Below are 21,920 nucleotides of genomic sequence, written 5' to 3' on the forward strand. Positions count from 1 at the left end.
ACACAGCTTCGCCACCATTTCAAGCCAAAATGACGGCATGCGCTAGTGGAATATGCCTGAACCGCTATTAATTAGATAGCACTCTATCTCCTCACACGGCACCCGCGTGGGAAGGCGCGGCGGCGGACGGAGGCGGTGCCGGGCGCAACACGAACCCCCCCAGCACGGCGGCCACCAGCGAGCACAAGGCCGACACCCAGAACGCCAGCTGGTAGCCCGCATTGAGCGCCTGCTGCACGCTGGCCCCGGCCTGGCGCAGGTGGTCGGTGCGCGCATCGGCCAGGCTGGCCAGGATGGCGAGGCCCAGCGCGCCGCCCATCATGAACGCGGTGTTCACCACCCCCGAGGCCAGCCCCGAGTCTTCGGGCTTCACATCGCCCATGGCGGCCAGCAGCAGCGGGTTGAGCGCAATGCCGGCGCCCACGCCCAGCAGCAGCATGCCGGGCAGCACGTGGACCACAAACCGCCCCTCGGTGGGCGCCAGCGCAAACAGGGCCAGACCCACCGCCGCCAGCAGCAGCCCCCAGCCCAGCGTGCGGCAAATGCCAAAACGCATCACCACCCAGGCCGACAGCCCCAGCGAGCAGCCCGCCATGATGAGGTTGGACGGCAGGAACGCCAGGCCCACCTGCATGGCGTCGTAGCCCAGCACCAGCTGCATGTACAGCGCCGACAGAAAGAACCACGCAAACATCGACGCCGCCCACAGCACGCCCACCACGTTGGAGATGGCCAGGTTGCGCAGCCGCAGCAGCGGCAGGGGCACCAGCGGCGCAGCCACATGCGACTCGATGAACAAAAACGCCGCCAGCAGCGCCGCCGCAGCCCCCATCAGCCCCAGCGACTGCAGCGAGGTCCACCCCGCCGCGTTGCCGTTGACGATGGCGTACACCGCCAGCATCAGCGACGCGGTGATGGTGAAGGCGCCCGCCACGTCCAGCCGCTGCCCGTGGGCCTGCCCCTTGCCGCCCGGCAGCAGCGCCAGGCAGGCCAGATAGATGGCCACGCCCACGGGGATGTTGACCAGAAAGATCCAGTGCCAGCTCAACGCGCTGGTGAGCACCCCGCCCAACAGCACCCCAATGCTGCCGCCCCCGGCACACACAAAGCCGTAGACGCCCATGGCGCGCGCACGCTCGCCGGGCTCGGTGAACAGATTCATGATGAGCGACAAAGCCACGGCCGACACCACCGCGCCGCCCACGCCCTGCACCGCGCGCGCCGCCACCAGCAGCCCCTGCGTATTGGCCAGCCCGCAGGCCAGCGATGCGATGGTGAACAGCGTGATGCCCGCAAGGAACAGCCGCCGGTGGCCGTACAGATCGCCCAGGCGCCCACCCAGCAGCAGGCAGCCGCCAAAGGTGAGCATGTAGGCGTTGACCACCCACACCAGCGAGGTTTCGGTAAAGCCCAGGTCGGCCTTGATGCTGGGCAGCGCGACATTCACGATGGTGGTGTCGAGCACGATCATCAGCTCGCCCAGGCACAGCAGGATGAGTGCGGGCCAGCGTGCGCGGCCTTCGATGCGGAGGGTCATGGGACAGCGGAAATCAGAAGAGATGGACAGCGCAGTGTGTCACGCGCGTTGCGCTTGCGACTGGCGGAGTGCGATGCCAGTGCGCCTGTGGAGCTGGCTCCGCCAGTCCAACGGGTGCGTCCCCCTCCAGGGGGAAGCCGCGCAGCGGCTCAGGGGGTTCTCGTGTACTTGGCTTGCATGAACTGCTTCCAGCTGCCGTCCGGCTGCTGGCCGAATGAGGTGAGCGTGCGCTCGTTGGTGGTGACCATGGTGATCACGTCCCGGTAGCGCATGGTGGCGCCATCGTTCTTGAAGCTGGGGCCTTCGGTCTCCAGCGTCAGCACCTTCTGGTCCGCATCGAGCGTGCCACGGTACACCCACAGGTGGGTCATCATCGAGCCCACCCAGGTGCCGACGAACGCCTGCTGGTCCGGGTCGTAGCCCAGCGTCATCAGCATGCGGGCGTCGCCGCCCCCGCCGGGCATGGAGCCCGCCCCTTCGCACAGCACCCACAGGCTGCCCAGCGCGCGCACTTGCTCGGTGCCCCGGCTTTGCGCGGGGGGCTGGTCCGGGCCCATGTCGGCCAGGGATTCGCAGGTCCAGTCGCCCAGCAGCTGCTGCAGCCAGCGGTGCATGGCTTGGGGTTCGGGATTCATCATCGGAGTCTCCTGATGCCGTGGTGCGGGCGCTGCTCAGTCGCGGTCGGGCGCACCGAGCGGAAAGTAATGGCGGTAGGGGCGCCCGCCTTCCACCGCGCGTGCAAACGAGGGGCGTGCCAGCAGCCCGGCACGGTAGGCGCGCAGCTGCGGGTAGGTGGCCGCGATGGGGTGCGTCCAGTCGGCATAGAACAGCGAGGGCGCCGCAGCGCAGTCGGCCAGCGAGAATGGCTCGCCCGCCGCCCAGGTGCGCCCTGCCCACATGCCCTCCAGCCAGGCGTAGGCTTTCTCCAGCTTCTCCGCAGCCCAGGCCACGCCTTCTGCCTTGCGCTCGGCGTTGCCGGTCAGCGCGGCATTCACCGCGTGCTGCACCGGGGCCATCACGTGCAGGTCAAAGAAGCGGTCCATGAACCGCACGTCCAGTGCCGCCCGGGGGTCGGCGGGAATCAGCGGCACAGGCCCCGGGTGCGCGAGCTGCAGGTGCTCGATCACGATGCTGCTTTCCACCACCGTGTGGTCACCGTCCACCAGCACCGGAAACTTCGCCAGCGGCCAGTGGCGCAACCAGTCGGCGGAATGGCTAACGGGCTCTGCGGGGTCAAGATTGAGCAGTTCGAACGGTGTCCCGTTCTCGTACAGCGCGATGAGCACCTTCTGGGTGTAGGACGAAAAATGGTGGCCATAGAGAGCGAGCATGCGGGTTCCTGTGGGGGAGTCGGTGGGGGTGATGCTGGTTGCACTCATTCGGGGGCCACCACCATCCAGGGCACGCCAAAGCGGTCGGCCACCATGCCAAAAGCCTGCGAGAAAAAGGTCTTGGTGAGCGGCATCTGCACCTTGCCGCCATCGGCCAGCGCGTCGAAATAACGTTTGGCATCGGCCGCATTGGCGGGGCTCAGCGCCAGCGAGATGCCCTGGAAGCTGGCGTGGCCCGAGCCCATGCCGTCCGACGCCATGATCTGCGTGTCGCCCACGGTGAACGAGGCGTGCATGACCATCTCGGGCGTGGGGCCCGGGCCGCTGCCATCGGCGCAGCCCTCGCCGGCGGCGGGCTCGGGGTTGTCCTTGTAGCGCATGAGCATGGTGACTTGGGCGCCCAAAGCGTGGCGGTAAAACTCCAGCGCTTCATCGCAGCGGCCTTCGAACATCAGGTAGGGCTCGACTTTCATGGGGGTCTCCTGGGGAACATGGACGGGGCAGAAAGGGTTTCGGCGCGCAATTGTGAACACCGTCCACAAACAATAACAAAGATAATGGACAGTGTCCACATCCCAACGATCCATGACCGTAAGCACCCGCAACAAAGCGGCCCCCTCCAGCGCACCCGCCGCACGCGCCACCTACCGCCACGGGGATCTGCACCGTGCGCTGCTGGACGCGGGCATCGAACTGGCGCGCCAGGGCGGGCCGGATGCGGTGGTGCTGCGCGAGGCCACACGCCGCGCGGGTGTGGCGCCCAATGCGGCCTACCGCCATTTCGCGAACCGCGACGACCTGCTGGGCGCCGTGCGCGCCGCTGCCGTGGCCGCCGCCGCGCGGTCCATGGAGGCCGAGCTGGCCCTTGTGCCCACCACCGGCACGCCCACCGAGCAGGCCCACGCCAAGGTGCGCGCCGTGGGCGCCGGCTACCTGCGGTTTGCGCACACCGAGACGGGGCTCTTTCGCACCGCCTTCGGTGGCCGCTTCACGGTGCAACAAACCCCCGACCCCGCCATGGGCGGTGCCACGGGACTCAACCCCTTCCAGCACCTGAGCGCCGCACTGGACGACCTGGTGGCCGCGGGCGCCCTGCCGCCCGGGCGCCGCCCCGGCGCCGAATACCTAGCCTGGTCCACCGTGCATGGCATGGCGCTGCTGGCCATCGACGGGCCGCTGCGCGGCACGCCCCAACAGATGCTGGACCTGCTGGGCCAGCGGTTGCTGGACATGGTGGAACGGGGGCTTTGAGCGCGCGGCCTCACCCGGCCACGCGCGCGCCCTGCATTGCCCTGGCTGGCGGGCCGGAGTGACCCGCCTTTCGTGCCATAGCACGGATTCACATTCGCTGATTTGTAACAAGAACGAATTCCCTGTGGCGGCGCAGGTTGTCGAACTTGGCCTACACGGCCGTGGCGCTTTGTGACCGACAATTCACAAATTGATACGCACGGTTACAAACCACTGCGCGCATAACCCATCCTTTGGCTGGCGCCCGTTTGCCAGCCGGTCAGACGGCACCTCGGCCGTGAATGACACCCACCCGGACTTTCCATGGCTTTTCACCAAAGAACCGTCACCCAAAAGCTGGCGTTTGCCTTTTCTGTATTGATCGCGATATTGATCGCCGTTGCCCTCCTGTCGCTGCGCAGCCTGGGCGACGCGCGCGAAGACTTCCAGCGCTTTGTGGGCAATGAATTCCACCGGGGCGGCCTGGCGCGCGACATTCAGGCGGCGGCCAATGCACGGGCCATTGCGGCCCGCAACCTGATCCTGCTGACCAGCGCCGCAGACCTGCAGGCAGAGACCGTTGCCGTGACGGCCGCGCACGAGCGCGTGCAGACCAAGATGGCAGAACTGCGCCAGGCCGTGGCCAACGCCGCACAGGTGCCCGCAAGGGAACGCGAGCTGTTCGAGCAACTGCAGACCATCGAGCGCAGCTACGGGCCCGTGGCGCTGGCCATCGTGGGCCTGGCGCGGGACGGCAAGAAGGACGAGGCGATCACCAAGATGAACGCCGAATGCCAGCCACTGCTCAAGCAGCTGATCAGCACCACGTCCGTATACACGCAGGCCGTGGCGGCCTCCGCAGACCAGGAAATCAGCCACGCGGCCGAAAAGTTCGGCAACAAGCGCCTCCTGCTCATCCTGGCCACCGTGGTGTCGATCCTGGCGGCCACGGCGCTGGCTGCGCTCATCAACCGCAGCCTCATGCGGTCTCTGGGCGCTGACCCGGTGCACCTCAGCGCGGCAGCAAGGCGCGTTGCGTCGGGCGACCTGGGCACCGTGTCCGGCAGCGCCACGGCGCCCGCCGACAGTGTGCTCGCGTCGCTGGGGGACATGCAGGCCGCGCTGGCCAGTATCGTGGGGCGCGTGCGCGCATCGGCCACGACCATTGAGGCGGGCTCCCAGGAGATTGCGACGGGCAATGCAGACCTGTCGCACCGCACCGAGCAGCAGTCCGGCAACCTGCAGCAAAGCGCAGCCTCCATGGAAGAAATGACCGCCACGGTGCAACAGAACGCCGACACCGCGCAACAAGCGGCCCAGCTTGCATCGGCCGCGCGCGAGGCCGCAGAGCACGGCGGCGCGGTGGTGGCGCGGGTGGTCAGCACCATGGATGACATTACCACCAGCTCACGCCGCATTGGCGACATCATCGGCGTGATCGACAGCATTGCGTTCCAGACCAACATCCTGGCGCTGAATGCGGCCGTGGAGGCCGCCCGGGCCGGAGAGCAAGGCAGGGGCTTTGCCGTGGTGGCGAGCGAAGTGCGCACGCTGGCCCAGCGCAGCGCGCAAGCGGCCAAGGAAATCAAGTCGCTCATCGAGGCCAGCGTGGAGAAGGTGGAGACAGGGTCTGCACTGGCGCACACGGCAGGCTCCGCAATGACCGAGATCGTGGGCGAGGTGAACCGCGTGGCCGACCTGATCGGTGCAATCAGCGCCGCCACGCGCGAACAGAGCGCAGGCATCGGGCAGATCGGCAACGCAGTGGCCGAGCTCGACCAGTCCACCCAGCAAAACGCAGCGCTGGTGGAACAGATGGCGGCCGCCGCCCACACGCTGAACCAGCAGGCCCATGGCCTGGTGGAATCCGTGGCGGTGTTCCGCGTGGAAGAGCCCGTGCGCACCGTGGCAGATGTGCAGCGCCCGCCGCAACAGCGGCCAGGCTCCGTGACGATTCAGCCCCTGGGCGTTCGGGCTCCGTTCCCCAAGGCGCTGACGGCCGTTTAGTCAGGGCTCTGCTACTGCGCGCCGTACAGCCGCGCCGTGGCCTGCACCCGCGCCACCAGCGCGCGGCGCAATGCCATGGGCCGCAACACTTCCACCTCCGGCGACAACCGCATCAGCTGCCCGCAGGCATGCTCCACCGACTCGATGGGGATGGTCACGGGCGTGCGGCCGTCCTTGCGGCGGGACGGAGGAGCGGCGGCCACCGCTCGGGCCACGGCGCTGCTGAGCGCGCGCAGACCGCGCAACCCTTCGGGCGTGGCCAGCAGTGCGGCCTCGCCCGTGTACAGGCCTGACTCAAAACGCCGGATCGACGCGGCCCAGTAGCCCGGCAGGTCAAAGCGTGCGGGACGCCTGGCTGGTTGGTCCAGCGCTGTGGCCGCGAGGATGTTCGACACCCGGTAGGTGCGGGGCCCGCGCGTGTCGGCTCCCGTGGGCAAGGCCACCAGGTACCACACGCCCGCTTTCAGCACCAAGCCCAGCGGGCTCACCGTACGCTCTGCCGTGCGCGCCCAGCCCTCATAGCGCAGGGTGATCTGGTGGCCGCTCCATACGGCGGCTGCCACCGGGGGCAAATGCGGCGTGGGGTCGCTCTCGCGGTACCAGTCCACGGGGTCCAGGTGCAGGCGCGTGCTCACGCGCTGCGCGTCGTCGCGCCAGGCGGCGGGCAGTGCGGCCAGCAGCTTCAGGCGCGCCCCCGCCACATCGCCGCCCAGGCCCAGGTCCTGCGCAGGGCCGGGCAGGCCGCTCAAGAAAACGGCCTGCGCCTCCGACGGCGTGAGGCCTGTGAGCGTGGTCTTCCAGCCCGGCAGCAGCGCAAAGCCACCGTGGCGCCCCCGCTCGGCATAGATGGGCACACCCGCAGCGCTGAGCTGGTCCACATCGCGGTACAGCGTGCGCACCGACACCTCCAGCGCCTCGGCCAGCGCCTGCGCGCTCATGCGACCGCGCGTTTCCAGCAGCATCTGGAGGGACAACAAACGGCTGGCGCGCATGGGTTTTGGCAGGGGTGTGCAAAAAGACAGAACACCAAAGATAGCGCAAATACCTGCCATGGGTTGGCAGGTATCAGTGCGCACACTGCAGGCCTGTCTTTGCCTTGTTGCCCCCCATACCTTTTCAGGAGCCCTCATGCCCACCACCGATCCCCACGCCATCGTTGAACTGCGCCAGTACACCCTACACCCCCAACAGCGCGAGGTGCTCATCGACCTGTTCGACCGGGAGTTTGTGGAAACCCAGGAGGCGCTCGGCATGCGCGTGCTGGGCCAGTTCCGCGACCTGGACCGGCCGGACCGGTTCGTCTGGCTGCGCAGCTTTGCCGACATGCAGGCGCGCCACCGCGCGCTGGAGGGCTTCTATGGCGGCCCCGTGTGGGCGGCACACCGCAACGCCGCCAATGCGACCATGATCGATTCGGACAACGTGCACCTGCTCTGCCCCGCCTGGCCCGGCGCCACGGCGGCCCTGCCACACCATGCAAGGCCGCAGCCTGGCGCGCAGGGTGCCACCGCTGGCGTCCTGCAGGTCACCGTGTTGCCGTTGCGGGAACCCGCCACACCACCACTGCTGGACTTCTGCCGCCACCGCGTGACGCCCACCCTGCAGCGCGGTGGCGCGCGCGAGATCGCCTGGTTCTGCACCGAGCCCAGCCCCAACACTTTCGCCCGCCTGCCGGTGCGCGAAGGCGAACCCGTGCTGGTGGGCCTGGCCCTGTTTGGCGACGAGGCTGCGCTGACATCGTTTACCGACAGCGGGGCCTGGGCGCGTGACGTGGCGCCCGGTCTTGCGCCCTGGCTGGCGGCAGAGCCCGAGGTGCTCCGCCTGCAGCCCACCGCGCGCTCGGCGTTGCATGCGTGACTCACCGCAAACCTCTTCCCCTGACGCACCTACCACCACGGAGCCCCACCATGTCCACCCCAGCCCGCCTCACTCCCATCCCGTCGCCCACCGTGGCGCCCAGCGCTGCGCGCGACTTCGATTTCCTCATGGGCCCCTGGCGCATTCGCAACACGCGGCTGGTGCGCAGGCTCGCGGGCTGCCACGACTGGGAGGTGTTTGACGCCACGGGCACCGCACGTCCATTGCCCGGTGGCATCGGCAACTTCGACGACTTCACGCCGCTGGCATGGAAGCCCGGCTACGTGGGCATGGCACTGCGTGTGTTCAACCCTGTCACGCAGCGCTGGAGCATCTACTGGCTGGACAACCTCACGGGCGGCCTGGACCCGGCCAACGGCCTGCTGCTGCCGCCCGTGGTGGGCGGCTTCCAGGGCGGTGTGGGCCTGTTTGAAGGCGAGGAGCTGTTCGAAGGCCGCCCGGTGCGCGTGCGCTTCGAGTGGTCGCAGATGCACACCGGCGCCCCGCACTGGCAGCAGGCGTTTTCGGACGATGGCGGCGCGACCTGGGAGGTGAACTGGGTGATGGAGTTTGCACGGCCTACGTGAGCGTGGTCAGCCCCCAGCACCAGGCCCAAAAATGGGAGACCCAACAGCCCCTGCCGCCTGATGGCAGGGTGCTGCCAGCTACCCCAGGAGGAGCAGGGACTCACGCCGCCTGAAGCGCGGCTTCCTGCAACGGGAAGTCTGTGGACGCCGCCACCGCACGCCACTGCGCCGTCTCTTTTGCCACGAAGGCATGTTTGTCGGCAATGGTCTGCAGCGTGTCCGTGCCCAGCGGCAGGCGCAGCGGCGGCGTGGGGCTGGCCACCAGCTGCATCACGGCCTGGGCCAGGCGCACCGGGTCGCCGGGCTGGTTCAGGTTGATGCGGCGGGCGGCCTCGCGCACGGCACCGGCGCTCTCGGCGTAGTCGTCCAGCACCCGGGGCGACACGGCCAGCGAGGCGCTGTCCAGAAACTCGGTGCGGAAGTACCCCGGCTCCACCACCGTGGCGTGGATGCCCAGCGGCGCCAGCTCGGCATGCAGCGCCTCGGTGATGCCCTCGACCGCGAACTTGGTGGAGCAGTACAGGCCAAACCCGGCGGCCGACTGCACACCGCCCAGCGACGAGATGTTGACCACATGCCCGGCGCGGCGCGTGCGCATGGCGGGCAGCACGGCGCGGGTCACATGCAGCAGGCCGAACACGTTGGTGTCGTACAGGCGCCGCACCTCGTCGGCGGTGGCCTCTTCCACCGCACCCAGCAGGCCATAGCCTGCGTTGTTGACCAGCACGTCGATGCGGCCGAAGCGGTCGAGCGCCGCGCCTACGGCATGGCGGGCCTGGGCCTCATCGGTCACGTCCAGCGCCAGGGGCAACAGGGCATCGTGTGCGCCCAAGCGCTTTTCAACCGATGCGGCATCGCGTGATGTGGCGATGACGGCATCGCCCTGGGCCAGCGCGGCCTCGGCAATGCGCGCGCCGATGCCGCGCGAGGCGCCGGTGATCAGCCAGACGCGGGAATACGAGGAATGGGTGGTGGTGACTGTGGTGGGAGTCATGACAGGTCCTTGAGGTGGTGTTGAGCAATGGGCGGTGCCCATGGCGGTGGACTTTAGGCAAGCCATTGCCATGCGACTAGCCCATAATCTCTGGATTCATTCGCAAGCAATGCTTGCCAATCCACCACGCAGCCGCCCCGCACAATGCCTGTCCACCATGGCCATCAATGAACTGCGCGCCATCGCCAACTTCGTCAAGGCCGCCGAGCTGGGCAGCCTGCGCCAGGCGGCGGCCGCGCAGGGCATCACGCCACAGGCGTCCAGCCAGCTGCTGGTGCAGCTCGAATCGCACCTGGGCGTGCGACTGTTCCACCGCACCACGCGCAGCCTGAGCCTGACCGAAGAAGGGCGCCAGTTCCTGGCCTCGGCACAGCCGGGCCTGGCCACGCTGCAGCACGCGGTGCAGGGCGCGCGGCGCGGGCGTGAGGCAATGGCAGGGCCGCTGCGCATCGTGGCGCCGCGCTCCATCCTGCTGGAGGTGATCTGGCCGGTGCTTGACGAGTTCTGCCGCCGCCACCCGCTGGTGGAGCCCGATGTGCAGCTCGACGACCGCATCGGCAACTGGGTGGAAGACCGCGTGGATGTCGGCTTCCGCTCGGGCTACCCGCCCGAGGGTGGCGTGGTGGCGCGGCGGCTGCTCACGCTGCAGCTCATCGTGTGCGCCGCGCCTGCCTACATCGCACGCCACGGTGCGCCGGCCAGCATCGACGACCTGGCGCAGCACCGCTGCAGCGGCTTTCGCCATGCGTCCACCGGCAAGCCCATGCCCTGGGAGTTCCAGGTGGGCGATGACATCTTGGCGCGCACCATCCACCCCACCTTCTGCACCAACGACATCGAGGTGGAGGCCCGTGCGGTGCTGGGCGGCCACGCGGTGGGCCAGCTGGTGGGCGTGACGGCCGCGCCGCTGGTGCGCAGCGGCCAGCTGGTGCCGCTGCTGCCCCAGCATGTGGCGCAGCACCTGGCGCTCTACGTGTACTACGGCAGCCGCACGGCGCTGCCAGCGCGCGTGCGGGCCTTCATCGACCTGGCGGTGGAGATGGTCGCCAACAACCCTGCTTACCTGCTCACGCCCAAAGAGCTGGCGACCCACGGCCCTGCAGTGCAGAAAAAGCCCCGGGCGCGAAAGCCCACGCAGTGAGCGCCGTGCTGACCTCCCTCAAGCCGCAAACCCGCCGTCGATCAACAAGCTCGCCCCCGTCACCATGCCCGATTCCGGGCCGGCCAGATACGCCACCATGCCCGCGATCTCATCGGGGTGGGCATGGCGGCTCAGGGCCATCAGGCCGTGCATGTCGCCCGCCATGGGGCCGTCGGCGGGGTTCATGTCGGTGTTCACGGGGCCGGGCTGCACGTTGTTCACGGTGATGCCACGCGGGCCCAGGTCGCGCGCCAGGCCCTTGGTCAGGCCCACGATGGCGGCCTTGCTCATGCCGTACACGCTAAATCCGGCCCACGGCACGCGGTCGGAGTTGGTGCTGCCGATGGTGATCACGCGGCCATAGGCACCGCCTTGTCCCATGTGGCGCACGGCGGCCTGGGTGGCTACGAACACGGCGCGCACGTTGACGTTGAGCGTGTGGTCAAAGTCGGCCAGCGCAAAGCTGCCGATTTCACCCGCGATGGCGACGCCCGCGTTGTTCACGAGGATATCCAGGCGGCCGAGCTCGCGCGCGGCGCGGTCCACCGCCTGCGTGAGGGCAACGGCATCGGCGCTGTCGGCCTGCAGGGCCAGGGCCTTGCCACCGCTCGCCGCAATGTCCGCCACCAGCGCCTGCGCGGGCGCTGCGGAGCTGCTGTAGGTGAAGGCCACGGCCGCCCCGTCGCGCGCCAGACGCCGCACGATGGCCGCGCCAATGCCGCGCGCGCCGCCGGTGACAAGCGCGACCTTGCCCGCCAGCGGGCGACCAGGCGATGAAGGGGCGGAGACCGGGGATGTTTCAGACACAGAAGACATGGTGTTGTTTCTCCAACAAGATGTATGCAGAAAATGGTTCGCAACCGAACCGGGAAGACCTGCAGTGTCAGAAAAACACTCATGCTCCGGTAGCCATGAATGGGCTGTATATCTTTCAACCCTTGGTTGAAAATACACCGCATGCAACCCCTCAGCCACCTCGAATCGTTTGTGCAGTCCGCCCAGTCGGGCAGCTTTTCGGCCGCCGCACGGCTCATGGGCCTGACGCCCGCCGCCGTGAGCAAGAACGTGGCACGGCTGGAGGCCAGTCTGGGCGTGCGGCTGTTCCAGCGCAGCACGCGCAGCCTCACGCTGACCGAGGGCGGGCAGCGCCTGCTGGCGCAAGTGGGCCCGCCACTCACCGCCCTGGCCGATGCGGTGGACCACGCGGCCGAGGCCGAGCAGCAGCCTGCGGGCACGCTCAAGGTCAGCATGGGCCAGGCCTTTGGCCGCGCGTACCTGGTGCCGCTGCTCACCGAGTTCCTGCGGCGCTACCCGGCCATCCAGCCCGACTGGCGCTTTGAGAACCGGCAGGTGGACTTGATCGGCGAGGGCTTTGACGCCGGCATTGGCGGCGGCCTGAACCTGAACCCCGACATGGTGGCGCGCACGCTGGGTCCCATCCACCTGGTGGTTGTGGCCGCGCCTGCGCTATTGCAGGGCCGCAAGCGGGCACCATGCCACCCGGCGGACCTGGCGCAGTGGGATGGCATTGCACGGCGCAACATCCGCACCGGGCGCATCAACCTCACCACGCTACGCAACAAGGCGGGCGATGCCGCCCCCGTGGAGCTGCGCCCGCGCGTCGTGTTCGACGACCCCGAGGCCATGTGCCAGGCCGCGCTGATGGGCCTGGGCCTGGCCGTGCTGCCCATGCCGTTTGCGCAGCCCTGGCTGGCGCGGGGCGACCTGGTGCGGGTGCTGCCAGGCTGGTGGGCCGATGCAGGGCCGACCTCGCTGTACTACCCCAGCAAGAAGCTGCTGCCCGCCCGCACCCGGGTGTTTGTGGACTTTGTGCTGGAGCAGTTCAGCACGCGCGGATTTGCGCAAAGGGTGCGTGGAGACTGACAGACACAGCGGTGGTGCCAGGCCGCGGCAGCGCGGTGGCAATAATGGGCCTTTGCAACCGCTCTGGACCACCGTCATGCCCCAACACATCGGCATCGTGGGCTGCTCCGCCGAAGGTGCCGCCCTGTGTTACCGTACCCTGTGCGCCGAAGGTGCCGCATTGCTGGGCCGCCCGCATGCGCACCCCGAAGTGACGCTGCACACGCCGTCGCTGGCCGACTATGTGGACTGCCTGGACCGGCATGACCTGCAAGGCGTGGCCGACCTGATGCTGGCCTCCGCCCACAAGCTGGCGCGTGCAGGCGCAGATTTTCTGATCTGCCCCGACAACACCATCCACCAGGCGATGGACCGGGTGCTGCCCCACTCGCCGCTGCCCTGGCTGCACATTGCCGAAGTGGTGGCGGCCGAGGCAGCAGCGCGCGGCCACCGGCGCCTGGCGCTCACCGGCACGCGCTGGCTGGTGGACAGCAGCGTGTACCCCGACGCGCTGCAGGCCCGGGGCCTGCAATGGGTGCGCCCCACCGAGGCCGAGCGCAGCGAGATCAACCGCATCATCATGGACGAGCTGGTGCCCGGCGTCATTCGCCCCGAGGGCGTGGCCATGTTCCAGCAGATCATCGCCCGCATGCAGCGCGAGGACGGCTGCGATGCCGTGGTGCTGGGCTGCACCGAGATCCCGCTGATCCTGAGCGACGCCAACTCCCCGCTGCCCACGCTGGACTCCACCCGCCTGCTGGCCCGTGCCGCGCTGCGGCGGGCCGTGCAAGCGGACTGAACGCAACTACTTGAGCCGCTGCGCCACCACCGCATCCAGCGAGGCCATGAAGGTCTCCACGGCCCGCGTGTAGGCGCTCTCCAGGCCCAGCTGCGCGTTGATCTCGCCGTGGGTCAGCTCCTGCGGCAGCACCTCGGCACGGCCCCCCAGGTCGCGCACGCGGCGGGCCATGCCCTGGGCCTGCAGGCAGGGGTGATCGGGGCGCTCGATGGAACAGACCAACTGGAACGGCGGCACCGGCCCCGATAGCGCGTGGTACGGCGACACTGCGGCCCAGAACAACGGGTTGGCGCCCATCACCTCGTCATAAAACGGGTAGTGCGGCGCGGTCATCACCACGGGCACATTGAGCGCCGCGCTGTCCAGCGACACGGTGCCCAGCCAGGGCCAGGCCCCCTCGCGCTGGGCCAGGGTGGGTGATGCATTGATGAGCGACACCAGGTGCGCGCCCGCTGAGTGCCCCATCAGGATGAACCGCGATGCATCGGCGCCCCAGCTGGCGGCGCGGCTTTGCGCGGCGGCCAGCGCCATGGCCACGTCCTGCGCCTCCTGCAGCACGTTCACGGTGGGGTACAGGCGGTAGTTCACCGAGATGAACACAAAGCCCTTGGGCACCCAGCGCGCCACCTTCTCCTGCACCACGCGGGACATGGCCTTGTCGCCCGTGCGCCAGGCGCCGCCATGCACCATGAAGATCACCGGCGCGCGCGTACCGCTGGCCACCGCAGCACTGCTGGCGGCGCCGCCAGCAGCGGGCAGGTAGACATCCATGCGCTGCAGCGGGTCCGCACCATAGGGCACATCGGCCACGCGCTGCACACCGACGGGCAAGGCCGCAGCGGTGTCGCGCACCTGCGCGAAAGGCCCCAGCCCCCGCAGCTGGGCGTGGGCGGGTGGGGTCAACACGGCGGCCAGCGCGCACAGCGCTGCGCCCAGGCCTGTGCGCAGGGAGGCGAACGCGGAGAGTGGGGTGGAAGGACGGGACATGCGGGATCTCCTGGCTCAATGAAGTAGAGATGAAAAATCAGGGCCGCGCAGGGCAGGTCATCGGGGCGCCGCTGGCGTCAAAGCAGCTGGCGCTGCGGGTGCGGCCGGTGTCTGCGGTGTACGAGCTGCTGGTCTGCACGCTGTTGCCGGTGGCTGCGCTGGTGGCCGTGGTGGTGCGGCCCTGGGTCACGCTGCCGTCGGCGCTGCGCGTGGCGGCGCCCGTGCTCTGCAGCGTGCCCCGGTCGCCCCGGGCGGCCAAGGTGCTGCTGTGGCTGGCCGTGCCATCGGCATTCCTTGCGCTCTGGCCCTGGCGCACCGCCGTGGCGCCGCTGGGGCCCACCACGGCAGCGCCGCTGCGCACACTGCCGTGGCCCTGGCCGTCGGTGGACACGCTGCGGCCGCGCAGCACGCCCCCACCGCCCGGCGCTGCGCGGACCACGCCGGTGCGGGCGGTGGTGCTGCCGTCGGCATTGTGCTCCACCGTGTGGCGGCTGCGTGCGTTGGCATCGTTGGCTACCAGAAGCAACAGTGCCGCCACGGCCAAGGCGGCCAGCAGCATGGCGCGGTAAGTGGCAACGGGGGCGGTCGGTGTCGGGACGGAAGGGAACATGGCGGTCGGCTCCTTGCAACAGAACAGGGGGTGCGGAGCAGCGGGGTGCTGCTCTGGCCTGAACTATGGCCGCCAGGTATGAGCCAGTTGTGGCGCCCGATGCACGATGTATGACAAAGCATGACAAACCACCGGCACGTGTCACGCGTTGTCATGCACCGGAGCACCTGCCCGCGCTGGCACCCGGTGTTTTCGGCCCTACCATTGGCACGCAGCCTTGGCTGCACCCACCCGCTGCCACACCCACACACCGCCCCATGACGGAAGCCCTGGCCAAGATCCTGGTCGCCGATGACGAACCCGACCTGCGTGCGCTGCTGCAGCGCTACCTGAGCGACCAGGGCTACAGCGTACGCACGGTCGATGGCGCGGGCCCGCTCGATGTGCTGCTGCAGCGCGAGCGCTTTGATGTGCTGGTGCTCGACGTGATGATGCCGGGCGAGGATGGCCTGTCGATCTGCCGCCGCCTGCGCGCGCAGGGCGAGACCATTCCCATCCTGATGCTCACGGCCAGGGGCGACCCCGTGGACCGCATCGTGGGCCTGGAGATGGGCGCCGACGACTACCTGCCCAAACCCTTCAACCCGCGCGAGCTGCTGGCCCGCATCCAGGCCATGGTGCGCCGCCAACGCCTGCTGGGTGCACACACCGGGCCGCGCCAGACGGGCGGGCGCATCGCGTTTGGCGCATTCACGCTGTGGCTGGACGAGCGCCGGCTGGAGCGCAACGGTGGCGAGGACGGCCAAGGTGCGCAAGACGTGCCCCTGACCACGGGCGAATTCGCGCTGCTGCAGGCGCTGGCACAGCAACCGCACCGGCCCCTGGGCCGTGACCGGCTCATCGCACTGGCCTATGGCCCCGACCACACGGCCACCGACCGCAGCATCGATGTGCAGGTGATGCGCCTGCGCAAACTCATCGAGGCCGACCCTGCCCAGCCGCGCCACATCCGCACCGTGTGGGGCGTGGGCTATGTGTTCGTGCCCGATGGCGCAGCACCGGGCGGCGGAGGCAAGGCATGACACCCTCCGCCACACACCAGGCCGCCGGGGGCTGGTGGCCGCGCAGCCTGCTCGGGCGCAACCTGCTGCTGATGGCGGTGCTCATCGTGCTGGGTCAGCTGGTGGCGGCCGTGCTGGTGCGGCAGATGATCTTTCAGCCCCGCGTGGCACAGGTGGCCGATGGCGTGGCGCGCAATGTGGGCGCGCTGCGCGCAGGGCTGCAGGCGCTGCCCCCGGCACAGCGGGCCGCATTTGTCGAGGCCTTCAACCAGCAGGCCGTGCGGTCGGCCCCGCCGGTGGCGGCGGAGAACGCTGCGCGGCGTGCGCTGCTGTCGCCCATGGAGCGGCAGTTTGTGCAGGCGGTGTCGCGCCGCCTGGGGGCGGACGATGCGGCAACGAACACTTCGCAACCCGTATGGCGCCGCGACAGCACGGGCGTGCTGGCCCTGCGTGTGGTGCACCAAGGGCCGGAAGGAGCGGAGACTTATTGGCTGAACCTGCCCAGCGTGTTCCCCACGCGCGAGTTCACCGGCGCCTGGCTGGCCGCCACGCTGGCCAGCATGCTGCTGGCGCTGCTGGGGGCCTGGTGGCTGCAGCGGCACATCAACCGCCCACTGGCGCAGGTGGTGGCGGCGGCCCGGCAGCTGGCGCAGGGCCGGCCCCCTGCGCCGCTGCCCGAAGACGGACCCGAAGAAATCGCCACCGTGGGCCGCAGCTTCAACCACATGGCGCACAGCCTGGCCGCTGCCGAGCAGGAACGCGCGCTGATGCTGGCCGGTGTGTCGCACGACCTGCGCACCCCGCTGACCAAGCTGCGCCTGGGCGTGGAGATTGCCGGTGCACAGGTGGATGCCCCCCTGGCCGCGAGCATGGCGCGCAGCATTGACGAGATGGACGGCATCGTGGGCCAGTTCCTGCAATTCGCGCGCAGCGGCGAGGCCGAGGCGCCCACCCCCGCATCGCTCAACGACCTGGCCCAGGCCGTGGCCGAGGCGCAGGCCGACCATGGGCGCACCGTGCGGCTCGCGCTGGGCACGCTGCCCGACGTGCCGGTGCGCCCCCAGGCCCTGCGCCGCGCGCTGGACAACCTGGTGGAAAACGCCTGGCGCCACGGCACGCCGCCGGTGCTGCTGCGCACGGGGGCGGATGCCGACGGCGTGTGGCTGGAGGTGCAGGACCAGGGCCCGGGCATCGCCCCGGCAGAGCTGGACCGCATCCGCCAGCCCTTTGCGCGCGGCGATGGCGCGGCACGCTCGGGCGCGCCGGGCGCGGGGCTGGGCCTGGCCATCGTGGAACGCGTGGTGCGCAGCCACGGCGGGCGGCTGGAGCTGTTCAGCACGCCGGGCGCGGGGCTGCGCGCGCGGCTGGTACTGCCACGGGGCGGGCAGGCCTGAGAGGCCGATGCCACCCGACGTGCCCTGCGCACGCCCTGGGCATGCTGCGCACTGAAAATTCAGCCAAAAGTGCCGCAAGTGCTAGTGCGATATGCGGTGAAAGCTCCTAAATCAATAGCAATCTACCGAACCCGCCATGCCCTCAGGCCACCGGCATCTTCAGCTTGCGGTACAGCGTCTGGCGGCTGATGCCCAGCTGGCGCGCCGCCTGCGACATGTTGCCGCGCGCGGCCTGCAGAGCCTGGTCGATGGCGGCCTGCGACAGCTGCTGCAGGCTCAGGCTGGCAGGCAGGCCGTCCACGCCCGGGCCCACTGCGGCATCGCTGCGCGGCCCGGGGGGCACCGCCGTGAGGGCCTGCACCAGGTCGTCGGGCATGTGCTCCCAGCCCAGGGTGTCTTCGCCCTCGGCCAGCATGGCGCAAGCCGTGCGCAGCACGTTGGCCAGCTGGCGCAGGTTGCCGGGCCAGGGGTAGGCGGCCAGGCGGGCCAGCAGGTCGGGCGCCACCTGCACCTCAAAACCCAGGCCCTGCTCGGTGGCCAGGTCGGCCAGCAGGCGCTGCAGCAGCGCCACAAAGTCGCTGCGCTCGCGCAGTGCGGGCAGCTGCACGGTGAGGCCGTTGATGCGGTAGTACAGATCTTGCCGAAAGCGCCCTTGCTCCGCCGCCTGCATGAGCTGGTTGTGCGTGGCGCAGACCAGTGCAAAGTCCACCGGCACTGCCTTGCTGGCGCCCACGGGCGTCACGCTGCGCTCTTGCAGCACACGCAGCAGGCGGGTCTGCAGGGCCAGCGGCATGTCGCCGATTTCGTCGAGGAACAGCGTGCCGCCATGGGCCTCCCGCAGGCGGCCCAGGTGGCCCTCCTTGCGCGCGCCGGTGAAGGCACCGGCCACATGGCCGAAGAGTTCGGATTCGATCAGGTGCTCGGGGATGGCTGCGCAGTTGATGGCCACAAACGGCGCATCGCGGCGCGGGCCGCTGGCGTGCAGCGCGCGCGCAAACACCTCCTTGCCCACGCCCGACTCGCCCTGCACCAGCACCGCAATCGGTTTGCCCACCACGCGGCGGGCCTTGTCGGCGGCGGCGCGCCAGCGCGCGTCGCCGGTGTCCAGCTGGGCCAGGGCGTCTTGCTGGGACACTGCGGCAGCCGCAGCGGTGGGCCGTGTGGGGGTGGCGACCCAGGCGGCGTCCATCTGCACCTGGGCAAACAGCAAGGCGCCTTGCAGTGTGCGCAAAGCCTGCTGCTGCTGGGGGCGGCGCTTGTGGTGCGAGAGCAGGTCATCGAGCCGCACGTCCAGCACCCGCTCCAGCAAGGTGGCGCCCACGTCCCCCGCATGCAGGCCCAGCTGCGCCAGCGCCACGCGGTTGGCACCCACGATCCAGCCGTCGGCCGACACGGCCACGATGCCCTCGGCCACGCTGCCAATGCCCTCGGGCGCGCTGTGCAGGTGCAGCCGGATGTTGCGTTTGCAGGTGGCCGCCAGCAGGCGGTTTTCGATCATGCGGGCGGCCGTGCTCACCAGGCCCAGCGTGTGGGCGTGGCCGTGGCGGTAGTCGCCCGAGATGTCGAGGATGCCCAGCAACTCGCCCGTGGCCGACAGGATGGGCGAAGCCGCGCAGGTGAGAAAGTTGTTGCGCTCCAGAAAATGCTCGCCGCCGTGCACCTCCACCGCGCAGGCCTCGGCCAGCGCCGTGCCGATGGCATTGGTGCCCCGGTGGGCCTCGTGCCAGGAGGCACCGCTGGTCAGCGCCACGCGCTCGGCCTTGTCCACAAAGTACGGATCGCCCAGCGTGTGCATGAGCATGCCGCGCCGGTCGGCCAGCACCACCACGCTCTGGCTGTGGCGCACTTGCTCGAACAGGTATTCCATCACCGGCCGCGAATGCGCGAGCAGCTCGGGGTTGCTGGCCAGCACCTGGCGCAGCGTGCCGCTGCTGGGGTGGTCGATGGCCTGCGGCCGCCCGGTGGGCAGCAGGCCGGCCGCCATGCTGCGCGACCAGGAGCGCGCCAGGCGCTCGTCCACCAGGCCGCTGGGGCACTGGCCAGAGTCCAGCAGGTGCTGGCGGGCCTGTCGCAGGGCGACGGGGGAAGTGTTGGGGCGCACGCTTTGTCTCCGTGCAGGCTCAGGGCGGCCCGCTTGTGGTGTGTGGGCCAGTATGGCGGGCTCCACGGCGCGGGGCAAGGGTGTGGGCGCAAGCGGTGTGCCAACTGTTCCATTTCGTGACAGGTGTCGCGGCCCGGCACATCACGATGCGGGCGGCTGCAACAGGTGTCCGCCCTGGGCGGCCGAAAAAATCCAATGAAATCAACACTTCGTGCGCCATGGCCTGCTGGCATGTGTTTTGAGTAAGGGGTTGGCATCGGACAGGCTCCACCGAGTCCGCCCGATGCACACAACCATCGCAGGAGACAACACCATGACCGTTTACGCAGCCCCCGGCGTCGCTGGCGCCAAGATCACTTACAAGCCCCGTTACGACAACTTCATCGGCGGCAAATTCGTGCCGCCCGTCAAGGGCCAGTACTTTGATGTCATCACGCCCGTGAGCGGCAAGGTCTACACCCAGGCCGCGCGCTCCACGGCCGAAGACATCGAACTGGCACTGGACGCAGCCCACGCCGCAGCCGACGCCTGGGGCAAGACCGATGCCGCCACGCGCGCCAACATCCTGCTCAAGATCGCCAACCGCATCGAAGAAAACCTGGAGCGCCTGGCCTACGCCGAAACCGTGGACAACGGCAAGGCCATCCGCGAGACGCTGAACGCCGACATCCCGCTCACCGTGGACCACTTCCGCTACTTTGCGGGCTGCGTGCGTGCGCAAGAAGGTGCCTTGAGCAACATCGACGAGAACACGGTGGCGTACCACATCCAGGAACCGCTGGGTGTGGTGGGCCAGATCATTCCGTGGAACTTCCCCATCCTGATGGCCGCCTGGAAGCTGGCCCCCGCGCTGGGTGCGGGCAACTGCGTGGTGCTCAAGCCTGCAGAGTCCACGCCCATCTCCATCCTCATCCTGGTCGAGCTGATTGCCGACCTGCTGCCGCCCGGCGTGCTCAACATCGTCAACGGCTACGGCCGCGAGGCGGGCATGCCGCTCGCACAAAGCAAGCGCATCGCCAAGATCGCTTTCACCGGTTCCACCAGCACCGGCCGCGTGATTGCGCAGGCCGCTGCCAACAACCTGATCCCCGCCACGCTGGAGCTGGGCGGCAAGAGCCCCAACATCTTCTTTGCCGATGTGATGGACAAGGACGATGCGTTTCTGGACAAGGCGATTGAAGGCCTGGTGCTGTTTGCGTTCAACCAGGGCGAGGTCTGCACCTGCCCGAGCCGCGCGCTGATCCAGGAAAGCATCTACGACCAATTCATGGAGCGTGTCTTGAAGCGCGTAGCCGCCATCAAGCACCAGAACCCGCTGGACACCGACAGCATGATGGGCGCGCAGGCCAGCAAAGAGCAGCTGACCAAGATCCTGAGCTACCTAGACCTGGGCAAGCAGGAGGGCGCCGAAGTGCTGGCCGGTGGCGGCCAGGCCCACCTGGGCGGTGACCTGGAAGGCGGCTACTACGTGCAGCCCACGCTGTTCAAGGGCCACAACAAGATGCGCATCTTCCAGGAAGAAATCTTCGGCCCCGTGCTGGCCGTGACCACCTTCAAGGACGAAGCCGAAGCCCTGGCGATTGCCAACGACACGCTGTACGGCCTGGGCGCCGGTGTGTGGAGCCGCAACGGCAACGTGGCCTACCGCATGGGCCGCGCCATCAAGGCCGGGCGGGTGTGGACCAACTGCTACCACGCGTACCCTGCGCACGCAGCGTTTGGCGGCTACAAGGAGTCGGGCATTGGGCGTGAGACGCACAAGATGATGCTGGACCACTATCAACAGACCAAGAATTTGCTCGTCAGCTACAGCGAAAACAAGCTCGGTTTCTTCTGAGGGGTGGCGGTCCACAAACCGTCCCTGGCGTCGTTGCTCCGTCTTGCCGTAGCGTTGCTACTGTCTGCGACGGAGACGCCTAGCCAGAAACGGCCTGTGAACCGCAGGACACGCTGCTGGCGGCGCGTTGTTCCAACGCGCCGCTTTTTGCTTCTTTTGCATCGCACGCTGGAGACAACCATGGTCGAAAAAGTCATCGCCACCCCTGCCGCGCTGGAGTTGGTGGCCTTTCTGCAAGCAAAGCATGGCCCTGCGCTCATGTTCCACCAGAGTGGCGGCTGCTGCGACAACAGCGCAGCCAACTGCTATCTGCCTGGTGAGATCACGATGGGTGCGGGAGACGTGTACCTGGGCGACATCGGTGGCTGCCCGTTCTACATCGGGCGCGCGCAGTACGAGACCTGGAAGCACACGCAGCTCATCATCGATGTGATCGAAGGCACGGGCGGCACGTTTTCGCTGGAGGGGCCGGAGGGCAAGGCCTTTCACACGCGCTCGCGGGTGTTCACCGACGCGGAACTGGCCGAACTGGGCATTGCGCGCGGGCCTGCGGTGTGAACCCCGGGGGCTGTACGGCCCTCCATGACGCCCCTTCATGCCCGCTCCAGCGCATTTCGGGTCATTCAGGCCGGTAGCGCTAGTGC

At 68.9% G+C, this 21,920-nt stretch carries 21 protein-coding genes; 11 read left to right on the forward strand and 10 right to left on the reverse strand.

Going from position 1 to position 21,920, the window contains the following annotated elements:
• Positions 1-91 precede the first annotated feature (91 nt).
• The 4 genes from N4G42_RS23125 to N4G42_RS23140 all read right to left on the reverse strand — a co-directional run bounded on the left by N4G42_RS23125 (position 92) and on the right by N4G42_RS23140 (position 3,341).
• A complete protein-coding gene (locus N4G42_RS23125) occupies positions 92-1,537 on the reverse strand; it encodes an MFS transporter (RefSeq protein WP_260668866.1) in 1,446 nt (481 codons plus the stop codon).
• A 149-nt stretch (positions 1,538-1,686) separates the two neighbouring features.
• Positions 1,687-2,175, reverse strand: coding sequence for a DUF1579 domain-containing protein (locus tag N4G42_RS23130; RefSeq protein ID WP_260668867.1), 489 nt, complete (start codon positions 2,173-2,175; stop codon positions 1,687-1,689).
• A gap of 33 nt (positions 2,176-2,208) precedes the next feature.
• On the reverse strand, positions 2,209-2,868 hold the full coding sequence (locus tag N4G42_RS23135; RefSeq protein ID WP_260668868.1) for a glutathione S-transferase family protein: 660 nt from the start codon (positions 2,866-2,868) through the stop codon (positions 2,209-2,211).
• Between the two features lie 44 nt (positions 2,869-2,912).
• Positions 2,913-3,341 (reverse strand): VOC family protein, encoded by a 429-nt coding sequence (locus N4G42_RS23140; RefSeq protein ID WP_099731825.1) that lies wholly within the window; start codon positions 3,339-3,341, stop codon positions 2,913-2,915.
• 112 nt (positions 3,342-3,453) lie between these two features.
• On the opposite strand from N4G42_RS23140, the gene N4G42_RS23145 reads away from it, so the two are divergent.
• Both N4G42_RS23145 and N4G42_RS25600 read left to right on the forward strand, forming a co-directional pair.
• Entirely contained in the window at positions 3,454-4,119 is a 666-nt protein-coding gene (locus N4G42_RS23145; RefSeq protein ID WP_056742934.1) for a TetR/AcrR family transcriptional regulator, read from the forward strand.
• A gap of 303 nt (positions 4,120-4,422) precedes the next feature.
• Positions 4,423-6,105, forward strand: a complete 1,683-nt coding sequence (locus tag N4G42_RS25600; protein WP_313771927.1) for a methyl-accepting chemotaxis protein — start codon at positions 4,423-4,425, stop codon at positions 6,103-6,105.
• An 11-nt stretch (positions 6,106-6,116) separates the two neighbouring features.
• Here N4G42_RS25600 and N4G42_RS23160 read toward each other — a convergent pair whose 3' ends face one another.
• Positions 6,117-7,097 (reverse strand): helix-turn-helix transcriptional regulator, encoded by a 981-nt coding sequence (locus tag N4G42_RS23160; RefSeq protein ID WP_260668869.1) that lies wholly within the window; start codon positions 7,095-7,097, stop codon positions 6,117-6,119.
• A gap of 136 nt (positions 7,098-7,233) precedes the next feature.
• Between N4G42_RS23160 and N4G42_RS23165 the strand changes: the two genes are divergently transcribed.
• Positions 7,234-7,962: an NIPSNAP family protein gene (locus N4G42_RS23165; protein WP_260668870.1), complete on the forward strand. Its 729-nt coding sequence runs from the start codon at positions 7,234-7,236 to the stop codon at positions 7,960-7,962.
• A 50-nt stretch (positions 7,963-8,012) separates the two neighbouring features.
• Positions 8,013-8,549: a hypothetical protein gene (locus tag N4G42_RS23170; protein WP_260668871.1), complete on the forward strand. Its 537-nt coding sequence runs from the start codon at positions 8,013-8,015 to the stop codon at positions 8,547-8,549.
• 100 nt (positions 8,550-8,649) lie between these two features.
• Here the strand turns inward: N4G42_RS23170 and N4G42_RS23175 are convergent, their stop codons facing one another.
• Positions 8,650-9,543, reverse strand: coding sequence for an oxidoreductase (locus N4G42_RS23175; protein ID WP_260668872.1), 894 nt, complete (start codon positions 9,541-9,543; stop codon positions 8,650-8,652).
• A 157-nt stretch (positions 9,544-9,700) separates the two neighbouring features.
• On the opposite strand from N4G42_RS23175, the gene N4G42_RS23180 reads away from it, so the two are divergent.
• Complete coding sequence (locus N4G42_RS23180; RefSeq protein ID WP_260668942.1) at positions 9,701-10,684, forward strand: LysR family transcriptional regulator; 984 nt, start codon at positions 9,701-9,703, stop codon at positions 10,682-10,684.
• 18 nt (positions 10,685-10,702) lie between these two features.
• On the opposite strand, the gene N4G42_RS23185 is transcribed toward N4G42_RS23180, so the two are convergent.
• A complete protein-coding gene (locus N4G42_RS23185; RefSeq protein ID WP_110960826.1) occupies positions 10,703-11,500 on the reverse strand; it encodes an SDR family oxidoreductase in 798 nt (265 codons plus the stop codon).
• 141 nt (positions 11,501-11,641) lie between these two features.
• On the opposite strand from N4G42_RS23185, the gene N4G42_RS23190 reads away from it, so the two are divergent.
• Both N4G42_RS23190 and N4G42_RS23195 read left to right on the forward strand, forming a co-directional pair.
• Positions 11,642-12,568 (forward strand): LysR family transcriptional regulator, encoded by a 927-nt coding sequence (locus tag N4G42_RS23190; RefSeq protein ID WP_260668873.1) that lies wholly within the window; start codon positions 11,642-11,644, stop codon positions 12,566-12,568.
• A gap of 76 nt (positions 12,569-12,644) precedes the next feature.
• A complete protein-coding gene (locus tag N4G42_RS23195) occupies positions 12,645-13,346 on the forward strand; it encodes an aspartate/glutamate racemase family protein (RefSeq protein WP_121941315.1) in 702 nt (233 codons plus the stop codon).
• Positions 13,347-13,352: 6 nt separating this feature from the next.
• Here N4G42_RS23195 and N4G42_RS23200 read toward each other — a convergent pair whose 3' ends face one another.
• Positions 13,353-14,333 (reverse strand): alpha/beta hydrolase, encoded by a 981-nt coding sequence (locus N4G42_RS23200; protein WP_260668874.1) that lies wholly within the window; start codon positions 14,331-14,333, stop codon positions 13,353-13,355.
• 37 nt (positions 14,334-14,370) lie between these two features.
• On the reverse strand, positions 14,371-14,943 hold the full coding sequence (locus N4G42_RS23205) for a hypothetical protein (protein WP_260668875.1): 573 nt from the start codon (positions 14,941-14,943) through the stop codon (positions 14,371-14,373).
• A 257-nt stretch (positions 14,944-15,200) separates the two neighbouring features.
• Here N4G42_RS23205 and ompR point away from each other — a divergent pair, with 257 nt between their 5' ends.
• A complete protein-coding gene (gene ompR, locus N4G42_RS23210; protein ID WP_056068120.1) occupies positions 15,201-15,965 on the forward strand; it encodes a two-component system response regulator OmpR in 765 nt (254 codons plus the stop codon).
• On the forward strand, positions 15,962-17,338 hold the full coding sequence (locus N4G42_RS23215; RefSeq protein WP_260668876.1) for an ATP-binding protein: 1,377 nt from the start codon (positions 15,962-15,964) through the stop codon (positions 17,336-17,338). The genes ompR and N4G42_RS23215 overlap by 4 nt, the downstream gene beginning before the upstream one ends.
• 142 nt (positions 17,339-17,480) lie before the next feature.
• On the opposite strand, the gene N4G42_RS23220 is transcribed toward N4G42_RS23215, so the two are convergent.
• Positions 17,481-19,439, reverse strand: a complete 1,959-nt coding sequence (locus N4G42_RS23220; RefSeq protein WP_260668877.1) for a sigma-54-dependent Fis family transcriptional regulator — start codon at positions 19,437-19,439, stop codon at positions 17,481-17,483.
• Between the two features lie 313 nt (positions 19,440-19,752).
• On the opposite strand from N4G42_RS23220, the gene N4G42_RS23225 reads away from it, so the two are divergent.
• Positions 19,753-21,276, forward strand: a complete 1,524-nt coding sequence (locus N4G42_RS23225; RefSeq protein ID WP_260668878.1) for an aldehyde dehydrogenase family protein — start codon at positions 19,753-19,755, stop codon at positions 21,274-21,276.
• A 180-nt stretch (positions 21,277-21,456) separates the two neighbouring features.
• Positions 21,457-21,834, forward strand: coding sequence for a DUF779 domain-containing protein (locus N4G42_RS23230; RefSeq protein ID WP_110960818.1), 378 nt, complete (start codon positions 21,457-21,459; stop codon positions 21,832-21,834).
• Positions 21,835-21,920 lie beyond the last annotated feature (86 nt).

The organism is Acidovorax sp. K2F, assembly GCF_025246485.1.
In the GTDB taxonomy this organism is placed as follows: domain Bacteria; phylum Pseudomonadota; class Gammaproteobacteria; order Burkholderiales; family Burkholderiaceae_C; genus Acidovorax; species Acidovorax delafieldii.